Source organism: Bartonella australis AUST/NH1 (assembly GCF_000341355.1).
GTDB lineage: Bacteria > Pseudomonadota > Alphaproteobacteria > Rhizobiales > Rhizobiaceae > Bartonella > Bartonella australis.
The window spans coordinates 91705-116170 of the sequence record NC_020300.1; the positions used below are offsets into that span (position 1 = coordinate 91705).

Annotated in this window: 24 protein-coding genes and 1 tRNA gene; 14 read left to right on the forward strand and 11 right to left on the reverse strand. The window is 41.9% G+C overall.

All coding sequences use genetic code 11. The annotated features are described in order from the left end of the window. Nucleotides 1-7: 7 nt before the first annotated feature. From truA to def, 3 genes are read right to left on the reverse strand one after another with little or no spacing between them, the layout of a single operon-like run. A complete protein-coding gene (gene truA, locus BANH1_RS00410; protein ID WP_015397480.1) occupies nt 8-751 on the reverse strand; it encodes a tRNA pseudouridine(38-40) synthase TruA in 744 nt (247 codons plus the stop codon). Between the two features lies 1 nt (nt 752). After that, the gene (gene fmt, locus BANH1_RS00415) at nt 753-1682 is read right to left on the reverse strand and encodes a methionyl-tRNA formyltransferase (RefSeq protein WP_015397481.1); all 930 of its coding nucleotides are present in this window, start codon (nt 1680-1682) and stop codon (nt 753-755) included. Continuing rightward, nucleotides 1682-2212: a peptide deformylase gene (gene def, locus BANH1_RS00420; protein ID WP_015397482.1), complete on the reverse strand. Its 531-nt coding sequence runs from the start codon at nt 2210-2212 to the stop codon at nt 1682-1684. Before def ends, fmt begins: the two co-directional genes overlap by 1 nt. A gap of 89 nt (nt 2213-2301) precedes the next feature. Here def and BANH1_RS00425 point away from each other — a divergent pair, with 89 nt between their 5' ends. Then, nucleotides 2302-3480 carry a DNA recombination protein RmuC gene (locus BANH1_RS00425; protein ID WP_015397483.1) on the forward strand — a complete coding sequence of 393 codons (1179 nt, stop codon included), beginning with the start codon at nt 2302-2304 and terminating at the stop codon, nt 3478-3480. Between the two features lie 107 nt (nt 3481-3587). Continuing rightward, nucleotides 3588-4175: a transglycosylase SLT domain-containing protein gene (locus BANH1_RS00430; RefSeq protein WP_015397484.1), complete on the forward strand. Its 588-nt coding sequence runs from the start codon at nt 3588-3590 to the stop codon at nt 4173-4175. A 494-nt stretch (nt 4176-4669) separates the two neighbouring features. Here BANH1_RS00430 and BANH1_RS00435 read toward each other — a convergent pair whose 3' ends face one another. Together BANH1_RS00435 and BANH1_RS00440 are read right to left on the reverse strand one after the other, a co-directional pair. Then, a complete protein-coding gene (locus BANH1_RS00435; protein ID WP_015397485.1) occupies nt 4670-4921 on the reverse strand; it encodes a BQ00720 family protein in 252 nt (83 codons plus the stop codon). 22 nt (nt 4922-4943) lie between these two features. Continuing rightward, nucleotides 4944-5372 (reverse strand): Hsp20 family protein, encoded by a 429-nt coding sequence (locus BANH1_RS00440; RefSeq protein WP_015397486.1) that lies wholly within the window; start codon nt 5370-5372, stop codon nt 4944-4946. A 121-nt stretch (nt 5373-5493) separates the two neighbouring features. Between BANH1_RS00440 and nth the strand changes: the two genes are divergently transcribed. The 10 genes from nth (at nt 5494) to BANH1_RS00490 (ending at nt 15180) form a co-directional block, all read left to right on the forward strand. Then, on the forward strand, nt 5494-6234 hold the full coding sequence (gene nth, locus BANH1_RS00445) for an endonuclease III (RefSeq protein ID WP_015397487.1): 741 nt from the start codon (nt 5494-5496) through the stop codon (nt 6232-6234). A gap of 158 nt (nt 6235-6392) precedes the next feature. Next, nucleotides 6393-6596, forward strand: a complete 204-nt coding sequence (gene rpmI, locus BANH1_RS00450; RefSeq protein WP_015397488.1) for a 50S ribosomal protein L35 — start codon at nt 6393-6395, stop codon at nt 6594-6596. 34 nt (nt 6597-6630) lie between these two features. Beyond that, nucleotides 6631-7032 carry a 50S ribosomal protein L20 gene (rplT, locus tag BANH1_RS00455; RefSeq protein ID WP_015397489.1) on the forward strand — a complete coding sequence of 134 codons (402 nt, stop codon included), beginning with the start codon at nt 6631-6633 and terminating at the stop codon, nt 7030-7032. A gap of 90 nt (nt 7033-7122) precedes the next feature. Next, nucleotides 7123-8208: a phenylalanine--tRNA ligase subunit alpha gene (pheS, locus tag BANH1_RS00460; protein ID WP_015397490.1), complete on the forward strand. Its 1086-nt coding sequence runs from the start codon at nt 7123-7125 to the stop codon at nt 8206-8208. Nucleotides 8209-8239: 31 nt separating this feature from the next. Then, a complete protein-coding gene (pheT, locus tag BANH1_RS00465; RefSeq protein WP_015397491.1) occupies nt 8240-10654 on the forward strand; it encodes a phenylalanine--tRNA ligase subunit beta in 2415 nt (804 codons plus the stop codon). Between the two features lie 284 nt (nt 10655-10938). Continuing rightward, complete coding sequence (locus BANH1_RS00470) at nt 10939-11832, forward strand: metal ABC transporter substrate-binding protein (protein WP_015397492.1); 894 nt, start codon at nt 10939-10941, stop codon at nt 11830-11832. A gap of 11 nt (nt 11833-11843) precedes the next feature. Further along, complete coding sequence (locus tag BANH1_RS00475; RefSeq protein ID WP_015397493.1) at nt 11844-12590, forward strand: manganese/iron ABC transporter ATP-binding protein; 747 nt, start codon at nt 11844-11846, stop codon at nt 12588-12590. Between the two features lie 78 nt (nt 12591-12668). After that, the gene (locus tag BANH1_RS00480) at nt 12669-13535 is read left to right on the forward strand and encodes a metal ABC transporter permease (protein WP_015397494.1); all 867 of its coding nucleotides are present in this window, start codon (nt 12669-12671) and stop codon (nt 13533-13535) included. Continuing rightward, the gene (locus BANH1_RS00485; RefSeq protein WP_015397495.1) at nt 13532-14437 is read left to right on the forward strand and encodes a metal ABC transporter permease; all 906 of its coding nucleotides are present in this window, start codon (nt 13532-13534) and stop codon (nt 14435-14437) included. The genes BANH1_RS00480 and BANH1_RS00485 overlap by 4 nt, the downstream gene beginning before the upstream one ends. Nucleotides 14438-14778: 341 nt before the next feature. Continuing rightward, the gene (locus BANH1_RS00490; protein WP_015397496.1) at nt 14779-15180 is read left to right on the forward strand and encodes a YbaN family protein; all 402 of its coding nucleotides are present in this window, start codon (nt 14779-14781) and stop codon (nt 15178-15180) included. Nucleotides 15181-15569: 389 nt separating this feature from the next. Here the strand turns inward: BANH1_RS00490 and pncB are convergent, their stop codons facing one another. The 4 genes from pncB to aroA all read right to left on the reverse strand — a co-directional run bounded on the left by pncB (nt 15570) and on the right by aroA (nt 21899). Next, on the reverse strand, nt 15570-16847 hold the full coding sequence (gene pncB, locus BANH1_RS00495) for a nicotinate phosphoribosyltransferase (protein ID WP_015397497.1): 1278 nt from the start codon (nt 16845-16847) through the stop codon (nt 15570-15572). A gap of 1243 nt (nt 16848-18090) precedes the next feature. After that, nucleotides 18091-19791, reverse strand: coding sequence for a 30S ribosomal protein S1 (rpsA, locus tag BANH1_RS00500; protein ID WP_015397498.1), 1701 nt, complete (start codon nt 19789-19791; stop codon nt 18091-18093). A gap of 135 nt (nt 19792-19926) precedes the next feature. Continuing rightward, nucleotides 19927-20574, reverse strand: a complete 648-nt coding sequence (gene cmk / locus BANH1_RS00505; RefSeq protein ID WP_015397499.1) for a (d)CMP kinase — start codon at nt 20572-20574, stop codon at nt 19927-19929. Further along, nucleotides 20571-21899: a 3-phosphoshikimate 1-carboxyvinyltransferase gene (gene aroA, locus BANH1_RS00510; RefSeq protein WP_015397500.1), complete on the reverse strand. Its 1329-nt coding sequence runs from the start codon at nt 21897-21899 to the stop codon at nt 20571-20573. The genes cmk and aroA overlap by 4 nt, the downstream gene beginning before the upstream one ends. A 186-nt stretch (nt 21900-22085) precedes the next feature. Here aroA and BANH1_RS00515 point away from each other — a divergent pair, with 186 nt between their 5' ends. Further along, nucleotides 22086-22466: a TIGR02300 family protein gene (locus BANH1_RS00515; RefSeq protein WP_015397501.1), complete on the forward strand. Its 381-nt coding sequence runs from the start codon at nt 22086-22088 to the stop codon at nt 22464-22466. 19 nt (nt 22467-22485) lie between these two features. Here the strand turns inward: BANH1_RS00515 and BANH1_RS00520 are convergent, their stop codons facing one another. Further along, nucleotides 22486-23037 carry a DNA polymerase gene (locus BANH1_RS00520; RefSeq protein WP_015397502.1) on the reverse strand — a complete coding sequence of 184 codons (552 nt, stop codon included), beginning with the start codon at nt 23035-23037 and terminating at the stop codon, nt 22486-22488. Continuing rightward, complete coding sequence (locus BANH1_RS00525) at nt 23034-23894, reverse strand: hypothetical protein (RefSeq protein WP_015397503.1); 861 nt, start codon at nt 23892-23894, stop codon at nt 23034-23036. Before BANH1_RS00525 ends, BANH1_RS00520 begins: the two co-directional genes overlap by 4 nt. 312 nt (nt 23895-24206) lie before the next feature. On the opposite strand from BANH1_RS00525, the gene BANH1_RS00535 reads away from it, so the two are divergent. Next, a tRNA-Ala gene (locus tag BANH1_RS00535) sits at nt 24207-24282 on the forward strand. The last annotated feature ends 184 nt before the right edge of the window (nt 24283-24466 follow it).

Consider the following 24466-nt stretch of genomic DNA (forward strand, 5'->3'; position numbering starts at 1 on the left):
TAAAAAATCAGTAATCAACTTTTGTCAAATAAAGGCCTGAAGGAGGGGAAACTGTGCCGCACCGCGCGCGATCTTTGGCGTGGAGAGCCGCTTCAAGATCTCTAATTGTCCAGCGTCCTATCCCGACTTCTACGAGGCTGCCCACGAATGAACGAATTTGGTGATGAAGAAAAGAACGGGCCTGTGCGTAAAGGAAAATTTCGTCTCCTTTCCTCTGGATATCTAAGCGCTCAAGGGTGCGGATAGGGCTTTTCGCTTGGCAGTGGGATGATCGGAAAGTTGTAAAATCGTGCCGTCCCACAAGTTTTTGGGCAGCTTCATGCATAGCCTCAGCGTTTAGAGGTTTAGGCAGCCACCATACACGTTTGGCATTTAGGGCTGGCGGAGCGCACCGATTGAGAATTTTGAAAAGGTAATAACGTCTAGTCGCACAAAATCGTGCGTCAAAGCCATCGGGAACGCTCTGTGCATTTAAAACGGCAATATCTTCACCTTGTTGACGTAAATGGGCGTTAAGTGCCGCGCATACAGTATAAGCATGCCAGTTTTTTGCGAAGTCAATATGGATAACTTGTCCCGTAGCATGCACACCGGCATCGGTCCTGCCCGCTGCGGTAACAGTCGATTGTTGGCCACAGAAACGAAAAATAGCCTGCTCAACGGCGCTTTGCAGAGTACGGAGCCCTGCCTGACGTTGCCAGCCAGCATAATTTGAGCCGTCATATTCAAGAGTAAGTTTAAAACGTGGCATATCAAAAAATCGCAGAAATACTGGCTCCTCGCAAAAATGTTTGGCTATCAAGAATTTTGCCACCAGATCTTTGGAGGCGAGTTATTTCTATACACCCGTGTCCGCAATGAATAATTAGATTATGCGGTTCTATTTGAGCAATTTTGAAAGAGGGTCCTGTCGCTAAGCGGCTTTCAAGGATTTTTACTCGTTCCTCTTTGCCTCCAATATTCATGTTGCACCAACAACCAGGGAAAGGAGAAAGGGCGCGAATCTGCCTGTGAATGATTTCTGCAGATTTTGTCCAATCAATTCGGGTTTCTTCTTTTTTGATTTTTGAGGCATAAGTTACTCCTTCCGATGATTGGGGAGTAAGTTTAAGTTGGCCTTTTTCAAGAGCTGAAAGTGCTTCTATTACCAGTTCTGCGCCTATCTGTGACAGCGTATTTGAGAGTTCATGAGCTGTGGTATTATCATTGATAGTGGTTGAGCGAGATAAAGCTATAGGCCCTGTATCCAGCCCTTCATCCATTTTCATAATCATCATTCCGGTTTCTTGGTCGCCGGCCATAATTGCACGTTGGATGGGCGCCGCACCACGCCAGCGCGGTAATAATGAAGCGTGAGCATTAAAACAACCGAGGCGCGGTATTTCGAGGATAGTTTTAGGTATAAGTAATCCATAAGCTACAACGACAGCGGCATCAACGGAAAGCGCTGTGAATCGGGCCTGCTCTTCGGTCGTTTCAAAATTCGGGGGCGTAAAAACAGGAATAGATTTTTCTTTTGCTGCGCTGTGAACCGGCGAAGGGAGAAGCTTAAGACCGCGTCGCCCTGCTGGGCGAGGGGGTTGGCTGTAAACTGCCGCGACGTCATGGCCTGCGTCTAATAAAGCATGTAAAATGGGCACAGAAAAATCGGGTGTTCCCATAAAACTTAACCGTAATGCCATTATAAGATTGCTTTCTGCGCGTCTTTTTCTTTCGCTCGTTTTTTAAATTTTCGTATTACTATATCACGTTTCATTTTTGAAATATGATCAATAAAAAGGCGGCCATTTAAGTGGTCAATTTCGTGTTGCAAGCAAGTCGCTAAGAGATCATCAGCCTCAATTTCTTTTTGTTTTCCTTCACGATCTCTATAGCGAACGCGAAGACATTTTGGGCGTTCAACTTCTGCATAATAATCAGGAATGGAAAGGCAGCCCTCTTTGTAAACACTGCGTTCATCTGATAGCCATAAAATTTCCGGATTGATAATAACAAGTGGGTTTTGGGAGGAATCTTGCCGGGCGACATCCACGACTAACATACGCAGTGGTACAGCGACTTGAATCGCCGCAAGGCCAACTCCTTGAGCGTCATACATAGTTTCCAACATGTCATCGGCCAGCTTTTGGATAGCTGAATCGATATGCTCGACCGGTTTTGAAACTTCGCGTAAAACAAGATCAGGTAATAAAATTAAAGGCTTCACGGACATAGAGATAGATTAATCAATGGTTTATGAGTGGTCAATATTGAATAAGCGATTCATGCGCTTTTTCTCGATAAAACGGCTATATTATTTTTATGTTTGATTCGTTTTTTTCTTTAATGCCATTTGGTAAGAATTTTGGTCAATTAACTGCCTTGTTGTTTTTGGCAGGTTTAGTACTCTTTATAATCGCGCGCAGTAGCCGGAAAAGGACTATTTGGGAACGTGAAACCGTCGAGAACGCTCGTGAGTCGCAAATGCAAATGGCTGCATTATTGAAAGCACAGGCTGAAATGCAAGGGCGCATGCAAACGATGGCAGAAATTTTTGGCCAAAGGCAGGCTGAATTAAATCAGTCCATCTATGAGCAACTTAATGGGATGACGACTAATTTGGGGCAAACTCTTCAGGTGCAAACCAAAGCTACCTACGATAATTTGGCCCGTTTACAAGAACGTTTAGCGGTGATTGATGCAGCGCAAAATAATATTCAGTCGCTTACAGGGCAGGTCGTCCAGTTGCAGGCTATTTTAAGCAATAAGCAGACGCGCGGCACGTTTGGTCAAGGACGGATGGAAGCAATTATTGCCGACGCTTTGCCGGATAACGCTTATGTTTTTCAAGCGATTCTTTCGAACGGAAAACGACCGGATTGTCTCATTCATATGCCTAATCAAGCGCCTTCTCTTGTTATTGACGCAAAATTTCCTCTGGAAGCTTGGAATGCAATGCGCAAAGCGTCCTCATCTCAGGAACGCCAAGAAGCTGAACGGCGGTTTCGTGCTGATATGGACGTCCATATTCGGGATATTTCGCAAAAATATTTAATTCCCGGAGAAACGCATGACACGGCTTTTCTTTTTGTGCCTTCAGAATCGATTTTTGCGACAATTTATGAAGATTTTGAGCCGTTAGTTCAAAAAGCTAATCGGGCGCATGTGATTATTGTATCGCCGTCTTTGCTGATGTTATCCGTTCAGGTTGTACAAACTATTATGAAAGATGCAAAAATGCGCGAACAAGCGCATTTAATTCAGTCAGAAGTGACAAAATTGATGGGAGATTTTGGACGGTTGGATACGCGTGTTCGCGCTTTTCAAAAGCATTTTTACCAAATGGGCGAAGATATAGAGGCTATTTTGACTTCATCCTCTAAAATCATGAAACGCGCCAACCGCATTGAAGCTTTCGAATTAAAGGAGAATAATTCTGCGCCGACGCGAGTGACAGCTCCCATTCGGCCGCAGGCGTTGCATTTAGTTGATGAAGAGTAAAGCAAAATCTTTAAATATAAATATATTTAAAGTATCCATTTTGTTTGTTAGAAAGAATTTTTTAATATTTCTATTTTTAAAATCTCTCTATGAGTGGGACGAACATTATGCGGCGCCTTTTGTACCCAGGGGTATTCATGTTTTTATTGGGTGGTTGTGTAACGAGGCCACCTGTATATACGGGCGATGCTTGCGCTGTTTTAGCCCAAAAAGACGGTTTTTTCGATAATTGGAGGAAAGCCGCTAAGCATGCAGAGTTACGCCACGGAATCCCTATGCCCATTATTCTCGCGACTATTAATATGGAATCGGGTTTTCGCTACAATGCCCGTCCTCGGCGCACAAAGCTATTCGGATTTATTCCTTGGAAGCGTCCTTCAACGGCTTATGGTTATTCTCAAGCGCTTGATAGCACATGGGCGATGTATCTTCGCTCTACAGGGAGGTCCTTTGCGCGGCGCACCAATTTCGCGGACGCGGCTGATTTTGTTGGTTGGTATCATAACCAAAGTGTTCAACGCAACGGCATTAGGCCCAATGATGCGTACAGACTCTACCTAAATTATTATATGGGGCACAGTGCTTATGCACGCAATGGGGCACCACCGACTGCGTCAATTGCGGCGGCAGCGCGGCGTATGGAGAGGATATCTAAACGTTATGATCAACAGTTAAGAACGTGCGGACGGCGCTAAGGGGGGCTGTGTTTCTACCCTATTAAGCGGTCATTTGGCGCTTTGGACGACCCACACTCTCTGTATATTTGCGGGGGCAATGTCGGTGCGACAGCTGCTTTTACGGTTTTAACGAATGTTTGTGTTATAGTTTATCATTTTATATCTTTTGAGGAAAAGTGAGCAATATGGATATTTATAGCACGATAAGCTTCCACAATATTGGCAATTAGACTAGCTTAATTCCATTTACCTTATAGGAACTGTGCTTTACGGCGCGTACAGGGAATTATGGTTCCGCTCTATAGCTGTTTATGCAGTGAACATTCCTTGAGATGATGTATCTTCGTAAGCGTGTCAGCCTTCGTTTAGATTGTTACAATGCGCCCTACTTTTCATGGAGCGCGACTCAGAGGGCTCGCTTTTCGAAACTATCGGGTGAGAGAAATACGAAAAAAATCCTCTTATCATGCACGATTGCATAAGGGTGGTATGGCGATTTTTTAAAAGCTAGTTTAGTGCAGTGTTACAATTTGCAATTCATGCTCATTGGCTCCTGCAAGGGCGATAGAGCGTTCATCAGACAAAATGATCGGGTGACCCGTTTCACCAAAAAGAGCCCATATTGTGAGGCCCGGAGCCATCGGCGGGAGATCTGGAAAATTTTTAGCTAGGTCATCTGTGCAAACTTTTTTCAAATAAGCGATTTGTCCCTCATCAGGAAAAGCTATATTTTGCAGCGGTAAGATCTGTTTATGCTCTCTCATGTTATTGATCCTTTAATTTTTACTACTCTTCACTGCTGACTTCAATTGGAATCTGTTTTGTTTGTTTTTTTGATTTTGGCTGGTGAAGGTTAATCGATAAGAGACCGTTTTTCAACTCAGCGTTTGCAACATGCATATCCTCAGCAAGAATAAAGGTGCGTTGAAATTGGCGCGATGCTATACCACGGTGTAAATATTGGTGGTTTTGGTTGTATGTTTGTTTTCCGTGAATGATCAGTTGATTATCTTCCAGAAAAATACCGAGATCTTTGACTTTAAATCCAGCAACAGCTAAAGTTATGCGTATGTGGTTTTTGTCATCATCTTTATGAAAGCGTTCGATATTATAGGCTGGATAAGCTTCATCCGCTTTACCGATGCGTTGCAATGTCTTTTCCACAGTTTCAAATCCTAAAAGGCGGGGATTGGAGAAAGGCGTCACATGTGTCATTGTGATAGTCCTCTTCGAAGCGGTGTTATTTGACAAAACTTTAAAAAAGCGTTTTCCGTACCTTCTTCATATGGCAAGCTTGAATAATAACTTCAAGAGAGAAAGTAAGGGAGAGAGAGCGGTGGTTGAAGGAAAGATAAAATTACTAAAAGGGCAAAAAGTCGTCGGGACATTATACAAGAAAGACGAGATTGCAGAAATATTTCGCCGTTTTTCTGTCCAACGTCCAAGTCCTGAAAGTGACCTTATCTATACCAATGTTTTCACCCTTTTGATCGCTGTTGTTCTTTCGGCTCAGGCCACAGATTCTAGCGTTAACAAAGCTACACGAGAATTATTTCACCTCGCTGATCGACCAGAAAAAATGGTAGCATTAGGAGAAGAGGGTATCGCGCATTATATTCGTAGAATCGGTCTTTGGCGTGCGAAAGCGCGCAATATTTATGCGCTTTGCCGCCTTTTGATTGAGCAACATGGAGGCCAGGTGCCCAGCAGCCGCGAAGAACTTATGGCATTACCTGGAGTGGGACGTAAAACTGCAAATGTCGTACTGAACATTGCTTTTGGTCAGCCTACTATAGCGGTAGATACACATATTTTTCGCCTCGGAAACCGTCTTGGTTTAGCGCCTGGTAAAACCTCAACGGAGGTTGAAGAAAAGTTAGTGAAGATCATACCAACCTATTATATACACCACGCTCACCATTGGCTTATTTTACATGGCCGTTATATTTGCCAAGCGCGTAAAGCAAAATGTGCGCAGTGTATCATTGCTGACCTTTGTAAAGCGGCTATCAAAACGAATGAAGTTCCGGCCCCTCTAGTTAAAATTTCAGGTAACGGAGCTCCGGTTTTTTTTTGACATGGCCTTGCTATTTTGCACATACTAGCTTATGGAAATGCTATTGGAGCCGCCCGGCAGGGCATGCCGTGGCTGTTCAGATGCTTGTTCGAGCTGTAGTTAGCTTGATTGAATTTAAAGATCAGTTTTGATTGAATTTAAATGGACGGAGTAGCAAAATGCCCAAAATGAAGACAAAATCATCCGCTAAAAAGCGATTTAAGATCACTGCGTTAGGCAGAGTCAAGGCGGCACCCGCTGGCAAACGCCACGGTATGATTAAGCGTTCTAATAAGTTTATTCGTGATGCACGTGGAACAATGGTTTTGGCCGAATCGGATGCCAAAAAAGTTATCCAATATTATTTGCCAAATAGTCTTTAAGCATTTGCGTTTTTGATTTTTAGGAGATTATCATATGGCACGTGTAAAAAGGGGTGTTACGTCCCACGCTAAGCACAAAAAGGTTCTTAAGCAAGCTGAGGGTTTTTACGGTCGGCGCAAAAATACTATCCGCGCGGCCAAAGCGGCGGTTGATCGCTCAAAACAATATGCTTACCGTGATCGTAAAAACCGGAAACGCACTTTCCGAGCTTTGTGGATTCAGAGGATCAATGCAGCTGTCCGTACGGAGGGATTGACTTACGGGCGTTTTATTGATGGCCTTTCAAAGGCGGGTATTAAAATTGATCGTAAGGTTCTTTCTGATATAGCGATTCATGAGCCTGTGGCATTCGCCACTTTAGTAGCCTCTGCAAAAAAGGCTTTAGAATATTTGAAAGATACAACACCTAATGCCTTTGAAGGCGCTGTCAAATAAGCCAGTTGCGTTCTCTTAGGCGTTTATTTATTCGGGATCCCGCGCTGGCTGCTACTGGCGCGGTTTTTTATTTTTTTAATAGGCAAAAATATGAGCGATATTGAGCTTCTGGAGCAAGAAATTTGTCTAGCCTTAGAGACTGCTGATAACGAGCAGGAACTTGAAAGGGTGCGTGTTGCAGTATTAGGCAAAAAAGGCAGTATTTCTGAAAAGTTAAAGACATTAGCAAATATGGACGCTGATAAGCGTCACAAAGTTGGTTCCGCGCTTAACGGATTGAAAAAACGTTTTTTAGAATTATGGGCACAAAAGCGTGATATTCTTAAGCACCGAGCAATGACTTTGCGTCTCCGTGGTGAAACAGTTGACGTGACTTTGCCTGTTCGCTGTTCGCCTGTAGAGAGAGGTCGTATCCACCCTATCTCGCAAGTGATCCACGAAATTGTGGCTATTTATGCAGCTATGGGTTTTTCTATAGCGGAAGGACCAGATATTGAAACGGACTATTATAATTTCACTGCGTTAAATTTTCCTGAAAATCACCCCGCGCGCGAAATGCACGATACTTTCTTTTTTAATGTAGATGAAACAGGGGAGCGGAAATTATTGCGCACTCATACATCGCCAGTGCAAATTCGTATGATGGAAAAGCAACAAAAACCACTGCGCATCATTATTCCTGGTAAAGCTTACCGTATGGATTCTGACGCTACTCATTCACCGATGTTTCACCAGGTGGAAGGGCTGGTGATCGATGAGGCTTCTAATATGGCGCATATGATGTGGCTTCATGAGGCATTTTGTAAAGCATTTTTCGAAGTACCTTCGGTAAAGATGCGTTTTCGCCCATCTTTCTTTCCTTTTACTGAACCATCTATGGAAGTGGATATTCAATGTGACCGTTCTAGTTCGGAAGTGAAATTTGGGGAAGGCAACGATTGGTTAGAGATTTTAGGATGTGGGATGGTACATCCCCATGTACTGAAAAACGCTGGTTTCGACCCGGATAAATATCAAGGCTTTGCGTGGGGAATGGGCATTGACCGTATTGCTATGTTAAAATACGGTATGCCCGATTTGCGGGCATTTTTTGACGCTGATCTGCGTTGGTTGAATCATTATGGTTTTCGTTGCCTTGACATATCTACTCTTTTTGCTGGTTTGAGCAATATGTGATCTTGTGAAAGTTTTCACGTGAGGTTTAAAAATGAAATTTACATTGTCTTGGTTGAAAGATCATTTGGAGACAGAGGCGTTTTTAGGTGAAATTTGCGATAAATTAACAGCCATTGGCCTTGAAGTTGAGCATATTGAGGACCGTTCTTCTTTAACAGATTTTGTAGTTGCGAAGATTTTAACGGCTATTAAACATCCTGATGCAGATAAATTACAGATTTTGTCAGTAGATATAGGTTCGGGTGCGCCTGTGCAAATTGTTTGTGGAGCGCCAAACGCGCGTGTCGGACTTATCGGTGTTCTTGCTTTGCCTGGGGCTTACGTGCCTGGGCTTGATATGACCCTATCTGTAGGGAAGATACGCGGTGTGGAGAGTTTTGGTATGATGTGCTCACAAGCGGAGCTCAAATTGTTAGGCGATCATGATGGGATTATTGAACTTCCGGAAGATGCGCCTGTCGGAATGCCGTTTGTGGCTTATGCAGGTTTAGATGACCCAGTAATTGATGTGAGTTTAACGCCTAATCGTCCTGATTGCGCAGGTATTCGCGGGATTGCTCGTGATTTAGCTGCTACTGGAATCGGGCGGTTAAAAGAATTGTTTTTGCCACAGTGCGTGACTTCTTTTGAAACATCGATTCAAGTTTCTTTGGATTTTTCCCAGACTACATCATTATGTTTGGGTTTTGCCTGGCGTGAAGTGCGCAATGTTCAGAATGGTATATCACCACAGTGGATGCAACAGCGTTTGACAGCAATCGGTTTAAAGCCGATTAATGCGCTGGTCGATATAACTAACTATATAAGCTTTGATCTTGGTCGTCCGCTTCACGTTTTTGATGCAGATAAAATCAAAGGCGCTTTAACCGTACGTCGCGGTCGTGCGGGTGAGCAATTGCAAGCGCTTAACGGAAAAATCTACCAATTAGGGAGTCAGGATTGTGTCATCGCAGATGAAGAAGGAGTTGTGTCCATTGCTGGTATAATAGGCGGTGAAAGGACGAGCTGTGACGATACGACACGCCGCGTTATTATTGAATCAGCACTCTGGGATCCTCGGAGTATTGCTCAGACAGGCCGTAAATTAGGGCTTATCAGTGATGCACGGTATCGGTTTGAACGGGGTGTCGATCCAGCTTTTATGGAATCAGGGCTTGAGGTTGCAACAGGGTTAACGTTGAGTCTTTGCGGTGGTGAAGTATCGATGGCACAGGTTATTAGTTATCGAAAACCGGAAATTAAAGAAATTGTCTTTCCGTTTGCTGAAATTAAACGTTTGACTAATTTAGAAATAGAACATGAACGAGCTGCAACTATTTTAGTACAACTCGGATTTAGTATTGAGGGAAAAGGAGATGTGGTGACGGTTAAAGTACCGACATGGCGCCCTGATATCACCGGCAAGGCCGATTTAGTGGAAGAAGTGATGCGGATTTACGGGTTAGATAAAATCGAGCCTATGCCGTTAGAAGAATTTACGCAGGTAAAAGATTCAATTTTGACCTTTCCCCAAATTTGCTCGCATATTTCTCGTTGGGCTTTGGCTTGTAGAGGTATGGTTGAGGCGGTGACATGGTCATTTATTTCTGAAAGTCAAGCACTTGCATTCGGAGGCGGTCAGGAACAGCTTAAATTAGTTAATCCTATTGCCATCGACATGTCGGTGATGCGCCCTTCTCTTTTGCCTGGTTTGCTTGTAGCGGCACAGCGAAATGCTGATCGCGGTTTTTCTGATCTTGCTTTATTTGAAATCTCAAGCATTTACGCGGGTAATACACCCAATGAACAACTGCGTGTCGCCAGTGGTATTCGCCACGGCACAGAAAGATTTGAAGGAGCGGGGCGTTTTTGGAGCGGAAGTGCGAAAGCAGTTGACGTTTTTGACGCCAAGGCGGACGCATTTGCCGTCTTAGAGGCATGTGGCGTAGATATGAACAAATTGCAGATTGAAGCTAAGGCGCCCGATTGGTACCACCCTGGTCGTTCAGGCGTCATTAAGCTTGGGCCGAAGATTATTCTTGGTTTTTTCGGTGTTTTTCACCCAGAGACATTGGAAAAATTAAATGTTAGTGGTCCTATATGCGGCTTTGAAATTTTTCTTGATAAAATTCCAGAGCAAAAGAAAAGAACAACTAAGATTCGTCCTTCTTTAAAATTATTGCCTTTTCAGACGGTGCGACGCGATTTTGCTTTTGTCGTCGATAAAGAAGTTGCGTCCTCTCTCGTTGTTCATGCCGCGAGTAGGGCAGACAAAAAACTTATTCGTTCAGTTCAGGTTTTTGATCTCTTTGAGGATACAACTCTTGGGGAAGGTAAAAAGTCTATAGCGATTGAAGTTGTTATCCAGCCTATTGAGAGAACCTTGACAGATGAAGATCTGGAAATGCTTACTTTGAAAGTGGTGGAAAGTGTCGCTAAAACAACAGGTGCGTATTTGCGGGGTTGATTTTTATTTTCTCGTTTTAGATCACTATCGTGAATAGGGCGTCTTTAAGTTCTTTTGTGCGTTAGAGAGGGAAGCGCGGAAGCTAAGATGTGTTATAGGCTTTTTAAAATGAGTCTTTGTAGTAGGAGGCCATTGCTGAAATTGTGCATATTTTTTAGGGAAAAGAAGGTATTTTAAGCGACTAAAAAAATTATCATTTTCGGGGTGGTTTTTTATTGCCAGGGCAGAAATTAGTTGTTATCTACAAATGGTAATGCAAATCATTAGCAATATAGAGAATGTCGGTGGGAATAAAAGCGTTTTTTATTGTAATTTTGGGAAGTTTGATTTTTGGGATACCTAGCTCGGTTTTGAGCGCTAGCAAATTCAAAGCTGTTACGACTTTCACTATTATTGCTGATATGGCTCGTAATGTAGCGGGTGACGTTGCTGATGTTGAGTCAATAACCAAACCAGGTGCTGAAATTCATGAATATCAGCCTACTCCGCGCGATCTTATGCGTGCGCAAGGGGCTGATCTCATATTGTGGAATGGATTAGAACTGGAGCTTTGGTTTGAAAAATTTTTCCAAAATATCAAGGATGTTCCAAGTGTGATCGTTTCAAAAGGCGTCGTGCCGATTGAAATTGGCGATGGGCCTTTTAGCGGTAAACCGAATCCTCACGCGTGGATGTCACCGACTGCAGCTTTGATTTACGTCAATAATATTCGTGACGCTTTTATACAGTATGATCCCGAGCATGCCGCTACCTATAAAGAAAATGCCGAGATTTATAAACGGAAGATTCGCTCAAATATTGAACCGATCAAATCTAAATTAGGGGCTTTGCCGGAAAATAAGCGCTGGCTTGTGACGAGCGAAGGTGCATTTAGTTATTTAGCCCGTGATTTCGGCCTGAAAGAACTTTATTTATGGCCAATTAATGCTGATCAGCAGGGGACACCACAACAGGTTAAATATGTTATTGATATGGTTCGAAAATATGGTATCCAGGCAGTTTTTTCTGAGAGTACTATTTCTGCTGCGCCCGCCAAGCAAGTTGCGAGAGAAACAGGGGCTAAATATGGTGGAGTACTTTATGTGGATTCACTTAGTGAGAAGAACGGTGAAGTGCCTACCTATATTGATTTATTGCGTGTTACAAGCGGGCGTATTGCCGGTGCTTTATCGAATTAGGCAAGGGGACAATGGCTGAGTCTGGAATATACGCTCAAGGGATAACAGTGACTTACAGCAACGGGCATACAGCTTTGTGCGAAGTAAGTTTTGAGAGCCCAGTAGGTTCTATTACGGCGCTTATTGGGGTCAACGGATCAGGAAAATCAACGCTCTTTAAGACTATTATGGGGTTTGTGCGGCCTTCAAAGGGAAAAATTCGTGTTTTAGATTTGTGTGTTAAAAAGGCTTTGAAGCAGAATCTTATTGCTTATGTGCCCCAGAGCGAGGACGTTGATTGGGATTTCCCTGTTCTTGTTGAAGACGTTGTACTGATGGGGCGCTATGGCCGTATGAATTTTTTTCGTCACGCGCGAGCACAAGATTATGAAGCTGTCCGTGTTGCTCTAGAACGTGTAGATATGTCGGCATTCGCCAAGCGCCAAATTGGCGAACTTTCTGGTGGACAGAAAAAGCGTGTCTTTCTTGCACGTTCTCTCGCACAGCAGGCGAAGGTCATTTTATTAGATGAGCCATTTACGGGGGTCGATATTAAAACAGAAGATAAAATTATCGCTTTGTTGCGGGATCTCCGTGAAGAAGGCGCTGTAATATTGGTTTCTACCCATAATTTAGGCTCTGTTCGTGAATTTTGTGATCACACAGTTTTAATAAAAAAGACTGTTGTGGCTTCCGGATTAACAGAAGCGGTATTTACGCAGAAAAACCTTGAAAAGACTTTTGATGGTACTCTGCGTCACCATATTTTAAACTCTTAAAAGCGCAAAAAAATAACGTTTGTTCAAGTAGCGGGGAAACTTATTTTTTGACAGTGATAGAATGCTGGAGCATGTTTCATGATATTTTGGTTGCTTGAGCCGTTTCATTATCAATATATGATTAATGCAATGTGGGTTTCAGGGTTAGTGGGGTGCGTTTGCGCTTTTCTTTCTGCTTTTTTGATGTTGAAAGGTTGGTCGCTGATTGGTGATGCACTTTCTCATTCGATCGTACCGGGGGTAGCTGGAGCCTATCTTTTGGGGCTTCCTTTTTCGCTTGGAGCTTTTTTTTCTGGTGGATTAGCTGCAGCAGCGATGTTATTTTTTAACCATCGGACCAAATTAAAGGAAGATGCAATTATTGGTTTAATTTTTTCTTCCTTTTTTGCTGTTGGGCTATTTCTCAAGTCCTTAAAACCAATGGCTGTCAATATCGACACGATTGTTCTTGGAAATATTTTGGCAGTGAGTTCATCAGATATTTTACAATTGGCTTTAATTGGCTTTATCTCTTTATTGATACTTCTTTTAAAATGGAGAGATTTATTAGTTGTTTTATTTGACGAAAATCACGCACGTGTCATCGGGCTGAACGTAAAGCTGTTAAAGGTTCTTTTTTTTACATTGCTCGCCGCTTGCACTGTTTCTGCTATGCAAACGGTAGGAGCTTTTTTAGTTATTTGCCTCGTGGTGACGCCAGGGGCGACCGCTTATCTTTTAAGTGATCGTTTTGAAAATCTTTTAGTGATTGCAGTAGCAATTGGAACATTTACGAGTGTACTCGGTGTTTACGTAAGTTATTTTTTGGATGCGCAAACAGGCGGTATTGTTGTGCTTTTCCAAGCATTTTTGTTTACTATAACTTTTATTTTTGCTCCTAAACATGGTTTTATCGCTGCGCGTTTACGTGTAAGAACAGCAAAAAAAGGTGCGATTGTACCATGATAGATCAGTTACTGTTGCCTTTTCAGTTCCCTTTTATGATTAAGGGTATGATTATTACTATTATTCTTGCTATTCCGTTGGCTATACTTTCTTGTTTTCTTATTTTGAAAGGATGGGCGCTTTTAGGAGATGCGATTTCTCATGCAGTTTTTCCTGGTGTGATTATTGGCTATATGGCGACGCCGTGGGTAATGATATTTTTGGCCTCTTTACCGTTTTCTTGGTGTCAGCATGTACGTCCAGCAAATGTCACGATGACTTTGATTGCTTGCGGTGCTTTTATGGCTGGTATGATCTGCGCTATCATAACAGGTTTTTTAGGGAGAAATAGCCGCATCAAACAAGATACAGTAATGGGTATTGTTTTTTCATCTATGTTTGGTTTAGGGCTCGTTTTGGCGACGACGATTTATAGTAGTTTAGATTTGAGGCATATTCTATTCGGTAATCTTTTAGGCATTAACTGGCTCGATATTACGCAGACAGCGGTAATTGCTACGGTTGTCACTCTCATTTTGGGAGCAAAATGGCGAGATTTTACACTATACATTTTTGATCCAATTCAGGGACGCGCAATAGGACTCCAGATATCGGTGCTTCATTATACTCTTTTAACGATGATTTCCCTCACTATTGTCGCAGCTTTGAAAGCTGTTGGAATTATCTTAGTCGTATCTTTATTGATCGCGCCGGGAGCGATTTCCTATCTCATTACAAAGCGGTTTTCTTCCATGTTATTGGTCGCTATGTTTGTCGCAGTTTTTTCTAGTTTTTGGGGAATTTATCTTAGCTTATTCATTGGTTCTGATTCCGCTTCTACAGTTGTATTGCTTTTAACGCTGATTTTTCTCGCCGTTTTTGCGTCAACTTTTTGTCGCCGAAATTCGGCTCGGGAGATTTAAGCGCAGTGGAATTTATGCATAGCAGGCATGCATTTTTGTATATTGTTTATAAAGTTTATTTCCATTAGATAGTCCTCCGCTAGCTTGTTTCCTCCTAATGTCTAGCGAGCGAATGCGGCGTTTTCTCCTCCCAAAGCTGCGTTCGTATTTGAAAGGCTGCATTGATTTATTCTGCAGCCTTTTTATTTTTCTAAAATTTATTCCTTCTTGAAAACTTCAAAAGGGTCATCATATTCGGTAAATCGCTTTATCTTCAGGGGGGAAACAGCTGCGCGTTGTAGATGTATAAAAGTCGGGATTTTTACATACGGTATCTAAGTAAAAGAAAATGGCAATGAATAATGAAAAACGATTTTAAGGTATCTCGTCTTTTGCGTATATTCTATTTTGCGTTGGGGTGTGTAACAATCGTATTGGGTGTCATCGGCGTGGTTTTACCTATCATGCCGACAGTTCCTTTTTTATTGCTTGCATCATGGTGTTTTGCTCGTTCATCACCGCGTTTTCATTATTGGTTGCATCACCACCGGATTTTTGGCCCACCTATTAAGCAATGGGAAGAGAGCAGAATCATTCCGTTATTTATTAAAATTTTTGCTATTGTCAGTATGGCTAGTGGCTTTTTATCGTTTTTGGTGATTGTGCACCCCGCTTTGTGGTTTGCTTTATTGACTGCCGCTGTTTTGCTAGTGATTGCTGTTTATATTATGACACGCCCGTCATCCTCATCATTACCGAAATAAAAGATTTATTAAGTGAATAAATCTTTAGTTTTGCTCATTATATTAAACTTAGTATAGAGGTTTTTTTGGGTTAAAAAATTCAGGATAAGGCCGCTTTGTATTAGTACAGGGCTCAGTTCATGAATTTTCTCTAAATATTACGGGATTGCGTAGGGTGGCGTTGGCGAACGCAGCGCTACCAGTGAGGGGAATCGCGCAGAAAGATTGCGTAAATAGTTGTGAATCATTTCAATAAGCTGGGGCAGATCGCTTATGTTACGGTGTTGTGCTTATACGTTAAGATAATAAATGATACACGCCTGTTTACTACCGGGCGATCGCTTATCAGTCACCTTTTGTTTATATAAGCGGGCCGACAATCAAATTCTGATAAGTTTGATAATGTGTTATTATTTTTTAGCAAAAAAATTCAAATAGCGTTTTATTTCTTGGGGATCACCGATAGCTTTTTCGGGGTTATCTGAAAGCTTGACTGCCGGCCGACCGTTGGCGCAAGTGGCTTTGCAGACGAGAGAAAGAGCATCAAGATTGACAGTTTCCTGAGGGGCGCAATCTTCAAAATCATTGGTAAGGTTAGTTCCCCACCCAAAATTCATGCGTACTTTGCCGTGAAAATGATGGTAAGTTTTTTCAATCGTATCTACATCCAGTGCATCAGAAAAAATCAGTAATTTTTCACGTGGATTTTTCCCTTTTTCTTGCCACCATTTGATGATACGCTCGCCTCCCTCGATGGGGGGAGCGCTGTCGGGTCTGAAGCCTTTCCAGTCCGCTACCCAGTCGGGTGCGTTGCGTAGGAATGCTTCGGTGCCGAAAGCATCGGGCAAAACGATCAGGAGGTTGTTGCCGTAATAGTGGTTCCAATCTTCCAGGACCCGGTAAGGTGCCGTGCGTAGCTCGTCGTCGTTGTTGGCGAGGGCAGCGGTGACCATAGGCAGTTCGTGTGCGTTTGTGCCGAGGGCTTCTAAATCTGTATCCATGGCCAGAAGGACGTTGGAGGTGCCTGCGAAAGAATCGCCGATTCCTTCTTTTAACGCTTCAACACACCAGCGTTGCCATAAAAAAGAATGGCGCCGTCGGGTGCCGAAGTCGGATATTTTAATATCCGGGAGTTTTTTGAGACGTTCAATTTTGCTCCACATTTTTGTTTTGGCACGGGCATAAAGCACATCAAGTGCGAAACGGCCGAGGTTTTTCATAGCAGCACGCGAACGTAACTCACTGATAATAGCAAGAGCAGGGATCTCCCATAAAGAACTGCGAGCCCATGGGCCGTGAAAATGTAGGATATATTGGCCGTCTCTTTTAGTGAGTTCATATTCAGGGAGCTGGAAGTTTTCAAGCCAATGAAGAAAATCCGGCTTGAAAATTTGCTGACGGCCGTAGAATGTATTACCAGCAAGCCATATCATTTCTTTTTTGGTGAAGCGCAAACTAAGAGCGTGGTCAAGCTGAGCGCGCAGCTCACCTTCATCAATATCGTTAACAAGAGAAACGGTTTTTGTGCGATTAATGAGAGAAAATGTAACATTAACATTTGGATAAAGCCCCCAAATCATCTGCACCATAAGGAGTTTATAAAAATCCGTATCGAGAAGAGAGCGAATGATTGGGTCAAGTTTCCATGTATGGTCGTAAACACGCCTAGCAATATCTGTGTGGTTCATAATTTTCTCTCTTTTAGCTCAGTGAAGTATAAAACAGTTGCCAAAACGAGTGCTGCCGCAAAAGATTCAAGGACTTATAACAATTTTGTTTTTTTGAGCAATATAAAAAGGAATTTTACTCTTTTTGATTTGGAGGTTTAAGAGTGTGTATACTTTCATAGTTTCCCGTTTTGTTTAAGTTTAGCTCTATACCAGCTTGAACATATGATTTACCGTTAATACTGAGTATATTTTCTTAAGTCCATTTAACTTTAATAGTATAAACAGCATCATGAAATTTGATCTTTGCTTTATATTCGGGCTCAGAGCAAGGCAAATGCGGGCGTGAAAATAGCTGATTGTCTTGATGATAAATCTCGAGAATAGTTCAGGTCGTTGCGCGATAAAACCACTATGCTGAGCCCGTATATCACGCCTAGCTGCACTATCATCGACATGGTTCAGCGGCCGTAGATATCCGCAGCTATTACGTAATGGCTTGATATGATAAATTTTGTTTTTTTGATCATGGGTAATTAGGCTTATCTTAGAAAATAAGGTACAGGTTTTGTCTATTTTAGCGAGCGCTAAAATGCTCTAAATCGCGCTATGGGCACACTGACCGCCATTTTCGCAAATTCTTGATGGATAGCCTTTAATATAGTCCGGTTCGAGAGTATTTTCTAAAGCAAAAGAATATACAAAATTGTTGCCTTTTTATAAAGAGGAAGTTGTTTGATAAAGGATTTTGAAAAACTGCTGCGTAACTGCGTATGGTTTCATCAATGATCTAATAGTCATCGATGAGACACTAAGCAGGTAGCGGAAGGGTTTCATTGTTATGGCACACCAATATCGCTTGTATGAACAGCACGGAGGATAAATTTGGCCTTTCCGGCCAATCGCCCGCGAAAATTGTTCCTTTTTTCATACTCAGAAAGTGAAACTTCTTCGTCAGAAGTTATGTCACGACCTAGTTTATGGAGATCCCTGAGAATTTACTGACCAAATGAATGGGGGATTCAGTCTCAATAAGGCAGCGGATTTTTGTTTATTCAGAAAAAACCGCTTCGTGAGAGGTATTATAAGTGCCATTCATTAGATAGCTTCTTTTTTATTCAACAAGCGCCTGGCATTTTATTTTAGTAACAAAAATTCCCCGCTTTTATCGGTAAATCCGAGCGATTAGAGAGCGAGAGAGCAGGTAATTGAAAAACAAAAGGCCGCTCAAAAAACAAGCGGCCTCCATTTAATTCTTAACTTATCAATCTTGCTCTTGCTTTTTTAAAGCTGCACCAAGAATGTCGCCGAGGGAAGCGCCTGAATCCATCGAACCATATTGAGCAACCGCTTCTTTTTCTTCCGCAATTTCTAAGGCTTTGATAGACACCGAAAGTTTGCGCGTTTTTTTATCAAATGCGATGATACGGGCATCGACCCTTTGTCCAATAGAGAAACGTTCAGGACGCTGTTCATCGCGATCACGTGCTAAATCATTACGGCGAATAGTCGTTTCAAGATCGTGGTCAATCAATTTTACGTCAATACAATTATCATTGATTCCAGTCACTTCACACGTAACAATGGCGCCTTTACGCAATTCACCGTGAGCCGCCGCTTCTCCAACTTTATCACCAGAAAGTTGCTTAATTCCCAGAGAGATACGCTCTTTTTCGACGTCAACATCGAGAACAACAGCTTTAACAATATCACCCTTGTTATAAGTGTCGATGACTTGTTCACCGGGGCGATTCCAGTCAAGATCAGAAAGGTGGACCATACCGTCAACATCACCTTCGAGGCCGATGAAGAGGCCGAATTCTGTTTTGTTTTTGACTTCACCTTCTACTTGCGAATTTACTGGGAATTTATTGACAAAAGCTACCCACGGATTTTCGAATGTTTGCTTCAAACCGAGGGAAATACGCCGTTTAGAAGGATCCACTTCAAGGACAACAACTTCTACTTCTTGTGAAGTGGAAAGAAGTTTTCCGGGATGGATATTTTTTTTCGTCCAGCTCATTTCGGAAACGTGAATTAATCCCTCGATTCCTGGCTCAATTTCAACAAAACCACCATAATCAGTGATGTTAGTAACGGCGCCAGTGATTTTTTTACCGATAGGATACTTTAAGCTGATGCTGTCCCAAGGATCGCTTTCAAGCTGCTTCATTCCGAGTGAGATGCGGTGCGTGTCTTGATTGATACGGATAATCTGAACTTTAATAGTTTGGCCAATTGTGAGGATTTCAGATGGGTGATTAACACGCCGCCACGCCATATCAGTGACGTGTAAGAGGCCATCAATGCCGCCAAGATCAATAAATGCACCATAATCGGTAATATTCTTGACTACACCTTCGACAATTTGGGACTCTTCGAGGTTTTGAACGATTTCTGAACGCTGTTCGGCTCGGCTCTCTTCTAAGACAGTACGGCGTGAAACGACAATATTGCCACGACGACGATCCATTTTCAGAATTTCAAAAGATTGTGGGTTGTGCATCAAAGGCGCCACATCGCGAATAGGACGAATGTCAACTTGGCTACGAGGCAAGAAAGCGACGGCACCATCAAGATCAACCGTAAAGCCACCTTTAACTTGGCTAAAAATAACCCCATCCACACGCACACCGGCGTTGAATTTTTCTTCAAGACGAAGCCAACTTTCTTCGCGACGCGCTTTCTCACGTGATAAAACAGCCTCACCCATCGCATTTTCAATGCGTTCAATATAAACTTCAACTTCGTCGCCGACTTGCAAGGAACCGTCTTTGCCTTTGGTTCCAAATTCTTTCAGTGGAATGCGACCTTCTACTTTAAGGCCTGCATCAACAATGGCCATATCTTTCTCGATTGCGATGATACGGCCTTTAACAACAGATCCTTCATTAAGATCGTTAACTTGAAAGGACTCCATTAAAAGGGTTTCAAAATCCGCTGTTGTGGGATTGTATTGTGACATAAGAACTCCTAATACGTACCCCCATTGCAAAAGGTACAAGCGCTGGGTTAGTGTTGATACAGGGCAACTTCGTACCTTTTCTCTTCAGTATAGAAGGAGAAATCAGCGCCGGGCTAGAAGCCACCTTATGATGATTCACTTCACGGCGTAAGCTTTTATGACAGGATCAATAAAGGCATAAGCAGCCGCTAATGCTGCTTCTATACTCAATTCTGACGTATCAAGCAAGAGGGCGTCTTTTGCTGGTTTTAAAGGGCTCTGTTCGCGGGTCGTATCGCGCGCGTCGCGCTGTTCAAGATCAGCGAGAATTTTGTTATAATCTGCTTGTATTCCTTTTTCAAAAATCTCCTTATAACGACGCCGCGCGCGCGTTTGAGCGTCGGCTAAAACATAAAGCTTTATATTTGCATCAGGGCAGACAATAGTGCCAATATCACGGCCATCAAGAACGCTGCCTGGCAAAAATTTAGCAAAGGCGCGTTGTTTTGCGACAAGAATTTCGCGAACAGCTGGTATGACTGCTATTTTTGAAGCTGCTTCGCCAATTTCATGGGAGGCTAGAAGAGATGAATTTAAAGTATTAATATCAAGCTTTTCAGCGTGGGCTATGGCATTTGTTTCATCACTGAGGGCCAATTTTTGTTGTAAAAGCGCGTAGGCAACATGGCGATAAGTGAGACCGGTGTCTAAATAATGAAGACCGTAATGGGCGGCGATTTTGCGCGCTAAAGTCCCTTTGCCAGAGGCTGCTGGACCATCAATTGCGATGATAAAAGGTTTCAATGAATTTTACCTCCTAGTTGGCGCATTAAGGGGATGAATTCTGGAAAGCTTGTGGCGATCATCCGCTTATCATCGACGGTGACCGGTTTTTCTGATGCTAAACCAAAGATGAGAAAACACATCGCTATTCGGTGATCAAGATGTGTCATGACATGCCCACCGCCTAAACCCTTGCCCGAGCCTTTTCCTTGAATAATAAGGAAGTCTGCACCCTCTTTATAATCTACATGATTAATTTTTAATCCTCGTGCAACAGCAGAAAGTCGGCCTAATTCTTTGGCATGCAATTCTTTAATTCCCAGCATAGTCGTTCTGCCTTCAGCGAAGGCCGCTGCTACCGCTAAAGCAGGGTATTCATCAATCATTGATGCAGTTCGTTCTTTAGGCACGGTCACACCTTTTAGCATCGACGACTTGACGCGCAGATCAGCAACATTTTCTTCGCCTGTTCGGCGCTGGTTTAAAAATTTAATTTCGGCTCCCATTTCCCACAATGTTTTTATGAGACCTGCCCTGGAGTCATTTATAAGAACATTTTCGATGATAATATCAGAATTTTCTACAAGAAGGGCGGCGATAAGAGGAAAAGCTGCAGAAGACGGATCGCCCGGAATATCAATGATTTGCCCTGTAAGATGTGGCTGACCGTCCAGATGAATGAAACGCGTGCCTTTTTTATCTGTTTCGATATCAAGTTCAGCACCGAACCATTTTAGCATTTTTTCTGTGTGGTTTCGTGTAAGGGATGGCTCGATAACGGTTGTTGTACCGGCGGTATTGAGACCAGCGAAAAGAATCGCAGATTTAACCTGGGCAGAAGCTGTCGGAATACGACAGCAAATTGGTCCAGCCATTCGGGGACCATAGAGTGTCAATGGAAGGTAATTGCCGGAAGTTGCCTCGATTTCAGTGCCCATTAAACGTAGCGGATCAAGAATGCATCTCATTGAACGCTTGGATAGAGCAGCACTGCCGATAAAAGTTGTTTTCATGTGATAAGAACCAACCATTCCCATGACTAGGCAAGCACCTGTCCCAGCATTGCTAAAATTTAAAGGCATTTGCGCTTGTAATAAGCAGCCATTACCGGTTCCACGGATAATCCATAGGTCGTCTTTTTTGCGAATATTTGCTCCCATAGCTTGCATGGCAACAGCTGTACACAGAACATCATCATTTTCAAGGAGTCCGCGGATATGTGTCTCACCATTTGCTAATCCCCCTAATATGAGTGACTGATGAGAAATTAATTTATCGCCCGGTATTTTGATTGTTCCGGAAAGATTTACGGATTTGTAGGCTATTGCAGGTATTGCTTTTCCCATAGAAGCTTTACCAACCTTATCTGAATTTTGCGAAATTTAGGGGCTCTTTACCATATATTTTGAGAAACGTCATGAGAAAATCCGTGTAGAATAGTGTATTTATCTTTGACAAATGCTTCACTTTTCGCTTAAGCACCGTAAAATTCGTTTTTATGAAATTATAACTAACCTAAAGAGGCACGGTCCATGGCAAAACAGGAACTTGGAACCAAACGGGTTGACCCGGAAACGGGAAAGAAATTTTACGATCTTAATCGCGACCCCATTGTGTCGCCTTATACAGGGCTTTCTTATCCGCGTTCTTATTTTGAAGTTGCTGCGGCTGAAGCTGACAGCGAAGAAGAAGTGGACACTGAAGAGCTTGATACAGCGCTTGAAAAGTCTGCCTTTATGTTGCTTGAAGGCGATGCCGATGATTCTAAAGATGATGATTTACCTGATTTAGAAGACAGCGATGTAGGCCTTGGAGATGACGATGATACATTTTTATCTCACGACGAAGGCGATGAAGATGATGATGTCACTGATATTCTCGGTGGTGGCGTTTCTAGCGATGACGACGCTTAAGGGGGGCCGTATCCTTTAGCTAATTTATTATGACCGAATTCCAGTCTTTTTTAAAAGCAATGGCGAGTCCTATTGAGTCGTTTAAACGATAATCTTTGTCTTCCTGTGTAACGACGACATCATCTAATTTTTCATATAACGGTGTTTCACCTTTTTTTAGAGGTGTGAATGCCCCCATTACCTTATTTAAAGGTGCTAAGAATAAAGGATACGAATCGATAAGGTGGATGGGTTTATATTTGAAATTTAAGGTTGACTTTAAAATTTTTCGGTTTGGTAGTATGAAATCTTTGAATGACGGTATATACTCATTTTCAGGGTTAAAATGACACCATGCTCTGATAATTGCATAATCATAACTTAAATTATGGGCATAGAATTTAGAGTTTTTCTTTGATTTTTTTATGAATTTTAGGAGTAATTCAACGGGGTCACCGTCGTCAATTGTGAATATGGTTGCATTTGAAGGGTCCTCTATATTTACAATTGATACCATATAAGCGCATACGGGTTCTGATGTGGTAGCTTCGAAATCGAAGGTATAACGGTTAATAAATTCAATCTTTTTCATTGATCGTGTAATGTTTTAACGAATTTTTTTATTTCTTCATCATATTCTTTTATTGAAAAATCTTTGTCACGACTAGGTTCAGAAACACATGACAGTTTCCTTGCTATATTATTTATTATTTCACTATCATCTAACCCCTCTAGAAAATCGGTATAAAAATCACCTATTTCAAATTGTTTGATATATAAGTAGTAGCTCATGTAAGGACCCATTTCTTTGATCCATTCAGCTAATTTATTGAACCTCATATTTTTTGCTGTGTCTATAAACTTACGATGGTATTTTAACTTAAATTCAGGGAAGTAATGCTCAGGAATCAAGTTATCTTCCGATTTTAACTCTAAAATACTTCTGTGTAAGCTTGCTATTTTAGAAAAACTTTTTTGAACAAGTTTATCCAAGGTATCATATTTGCTGAATGTATCTTTCTCGGAAATATATCTTCTTTTTAACATATCCCTTATGATGCTATCTTTTATTTGGGTAAAATTATCTGATAGGACGATTTTTCCGTCTTCAGTTTTTATGTTGTTATTGAGTTTATTCAGATATTTTTCGAAGATTTTTAATTGTTCTTCATCTTTTGGTAAGTAATTGAAATTAAAAGTTTCGTTTCTTATATTATTATTAATTTTATTATTAAAATGAAATATTTTTACGGCAAAATTTTCTCTTTTTTGCAGAAAACGCTTTTTTACCTGCCATTTTTCAAATTCTCTGCTAATCTTAATTACATTTTCAGATGTAATAGGTAGGCTTGGTTTGAACTCACTCATTGTTTCGGTTTCTATACTTGTTTTTAAATGAGTGTTAGCATATTTAATACGCTTAATGAGGTCTTTGAGTTTCTCATCCATTGTAGTTCCACTTTCGATATTTGGCTTAAAATTAAGTGAAAAAAAGAATATTCAACCCTATTTTTCACTGAGTTTGGCGAAATAAGGTGTGTTTAACGCACCTTATTTCTTGTATACCTAATGCCAATAAATTCACAACATATTTACTATTTTTACCTATCATTTCTTTTCTAAAGGAAACAGTGAATCCACTGTTTTTCGATGGTACTCCGTTATTAAATATAAATTTTTCTTGATCTTCGGTTTTTCTCACTTTAAGAATTCCCCCCAGATTGTTTATCTTCTTTTGGGAGAGATTGGTCTATCTTTCGTGGGGCTATAGCTCAGCTGGGAGAGCGCTTGCATGGCATGCAAGAGGTCAGCGGTTCGATCCCGCTTAGCTCCACCAAGAAGGTTGCGTTTTTTAAGAGGCGCAGATATTCAAGGGTAGGATTTATACAATAATTGGGGGATATTGCAGTGGTTGGGGTGGTTTTTCCAAGATTTTTTCAATGATGCTCGTGGCGTGTCTGTTTTGGGTCGCCTACACTTAAAATATGTTTTTTCCCCCGAATTGTGCCTTTTTAGTCACG

Bases quoted from the DNA above. Each gene is read 5' to 3' on its own strand.
- truA (WP_015397480.1), bottom strand. From the start codon at position 751: ATGCCACGTTTTAAACTTACTCTTGAATATGACGGCTCAAATTATGCT.
- fmt (WP_015397481.1), bottom strand. From the start codon at position 1,682: ATGGCATTACGGTTAAGTTTTATGGGAACACCCGATTTTTCTGTGCCC.
- def (WP_015397482.1), bottom strand. From the start codon at position 2,212: ATGTCCGTGAAGCCTTTAATTTTATTACCTGATCTTGTTTTACGCGAA.
- BANH1_RS00425 (WP_015397483.1), top strand. From the start codon at position 2,302: ATGTTTGATTCGTTTTTTTCTTTAATGCCATTTGGTAAGAATTTTGGT.
- BANH1_RS00430 (WP_015397484.1), top strand. From the start codon at position 3,588: ATGCGGCGCCTTTTGTACCCAGGGGTATTCATGTTTTTATTGGGTGGT.
- BANH1_RS00435 (WP_015397485.1), bottom strand. From the start codon at position 4,921: ATGAGAGAGCATAAACAGATCTTACCGCTGCAAAATATAGCTTTTCCT.
- BANH1_RS00440 (WP_015397486.1), bottom strand. From the start codon at position 5,372: ATGACACATGTGACGCCTTTCTCCAATCCCCGCCTTTTAGGATTTGAA.
- rpmI (WP_015397488.1), top strand. From the start codon at position 6,393: ATGCCCAAAATGAAGACAAAATCATCCGCTAAAAAGCGATTTAAGATC.
- rplT (WP_015397489.1), top strand. From the start codon at position 6,631: ATGGCACGTGTAAAAAGGGGTGTTACGTCCCACGCTAAGCACAAAAAG.
- pheS (WP_015397490.1), top strand. From the start codon at position 7,123: ATGAGCGATATTGAGCTTCTGGAGCAAGAAATTTGTCTAGCCTTAGAG.
- pheT (WP_015397491.1), top strand. From the start codon at position 8,240: ATGAAATTTACATTGTCTTGGTTGAAAGATCATTTGGAGACAGAGGCG.
- BANH1_RS00475 (WP_015397493.1), top strand. From the start codon at position 11,844: ATGGCTGAGTCTGGAATATACGCTCAAGGGATAACAGTGACTTACAGC.
- BANH1_RS00480 (WP_015397494.1), top strand. From the start codon at position 12,669: ATGATATTTTGGTTGCTTGAGCCGTTTCATTATCAATATATGATTAAT.
- BANH1_RS00485 (WP_015397495.1), top strand. From the start codon at position 13,532: ATGATAGATCAGTTACTGTTGCCTTTTCAGTTCCCTTTTATGATTAAG.
- BANH1_RS00490 (WP_015397496.1), top strand. From the start codon at position 14,779: ATGAAAAACGATTTTAAGGTATCTCGTCTTTTGCGTATATTCTATTTT.
- pncB (WP_015397497.1), bottom strand. From the start codon at position 16,847: ATGAACCACACAGATATTGCTAGGCGTGTTTACGACCATACATGGAAA.
- rpsA (WP_015397498.1), bottom strand. From the start codon at position 19,791: ATGTCACAATACAATCCCACAACAGCGGATTTTGAAACCCTTTTAATG.
- aroA (WP_015397500.1), bottom strand. From the start codon at position 21,899: ATGGGAAAAGCAATACCTGCAATAGCCTACAAATCCGTAAATCTTTCC.
- BANH1_RS00515 (WP_015397501.1), top strand. From the start codon at position 22,086: ATGGCAAAACAGGAACTTGGAACCAAACGGGTTGACCCGGAAACGGGA.
- BANH1_RS00520 (WP_015397502.1), bottom strand. From the start codon at position 23,037: ATGAAAAAGATTGAATTTATTAACCGTTATACCTTCGATTTCGAAGCT.
- BANH1_RS00525 (WP_015397503.1), bottom strand. From the start codon at position 23,894: ATGGATGAGAAACTCAAAGACCTCATTAAGCGTATTAAATATGCTAAC.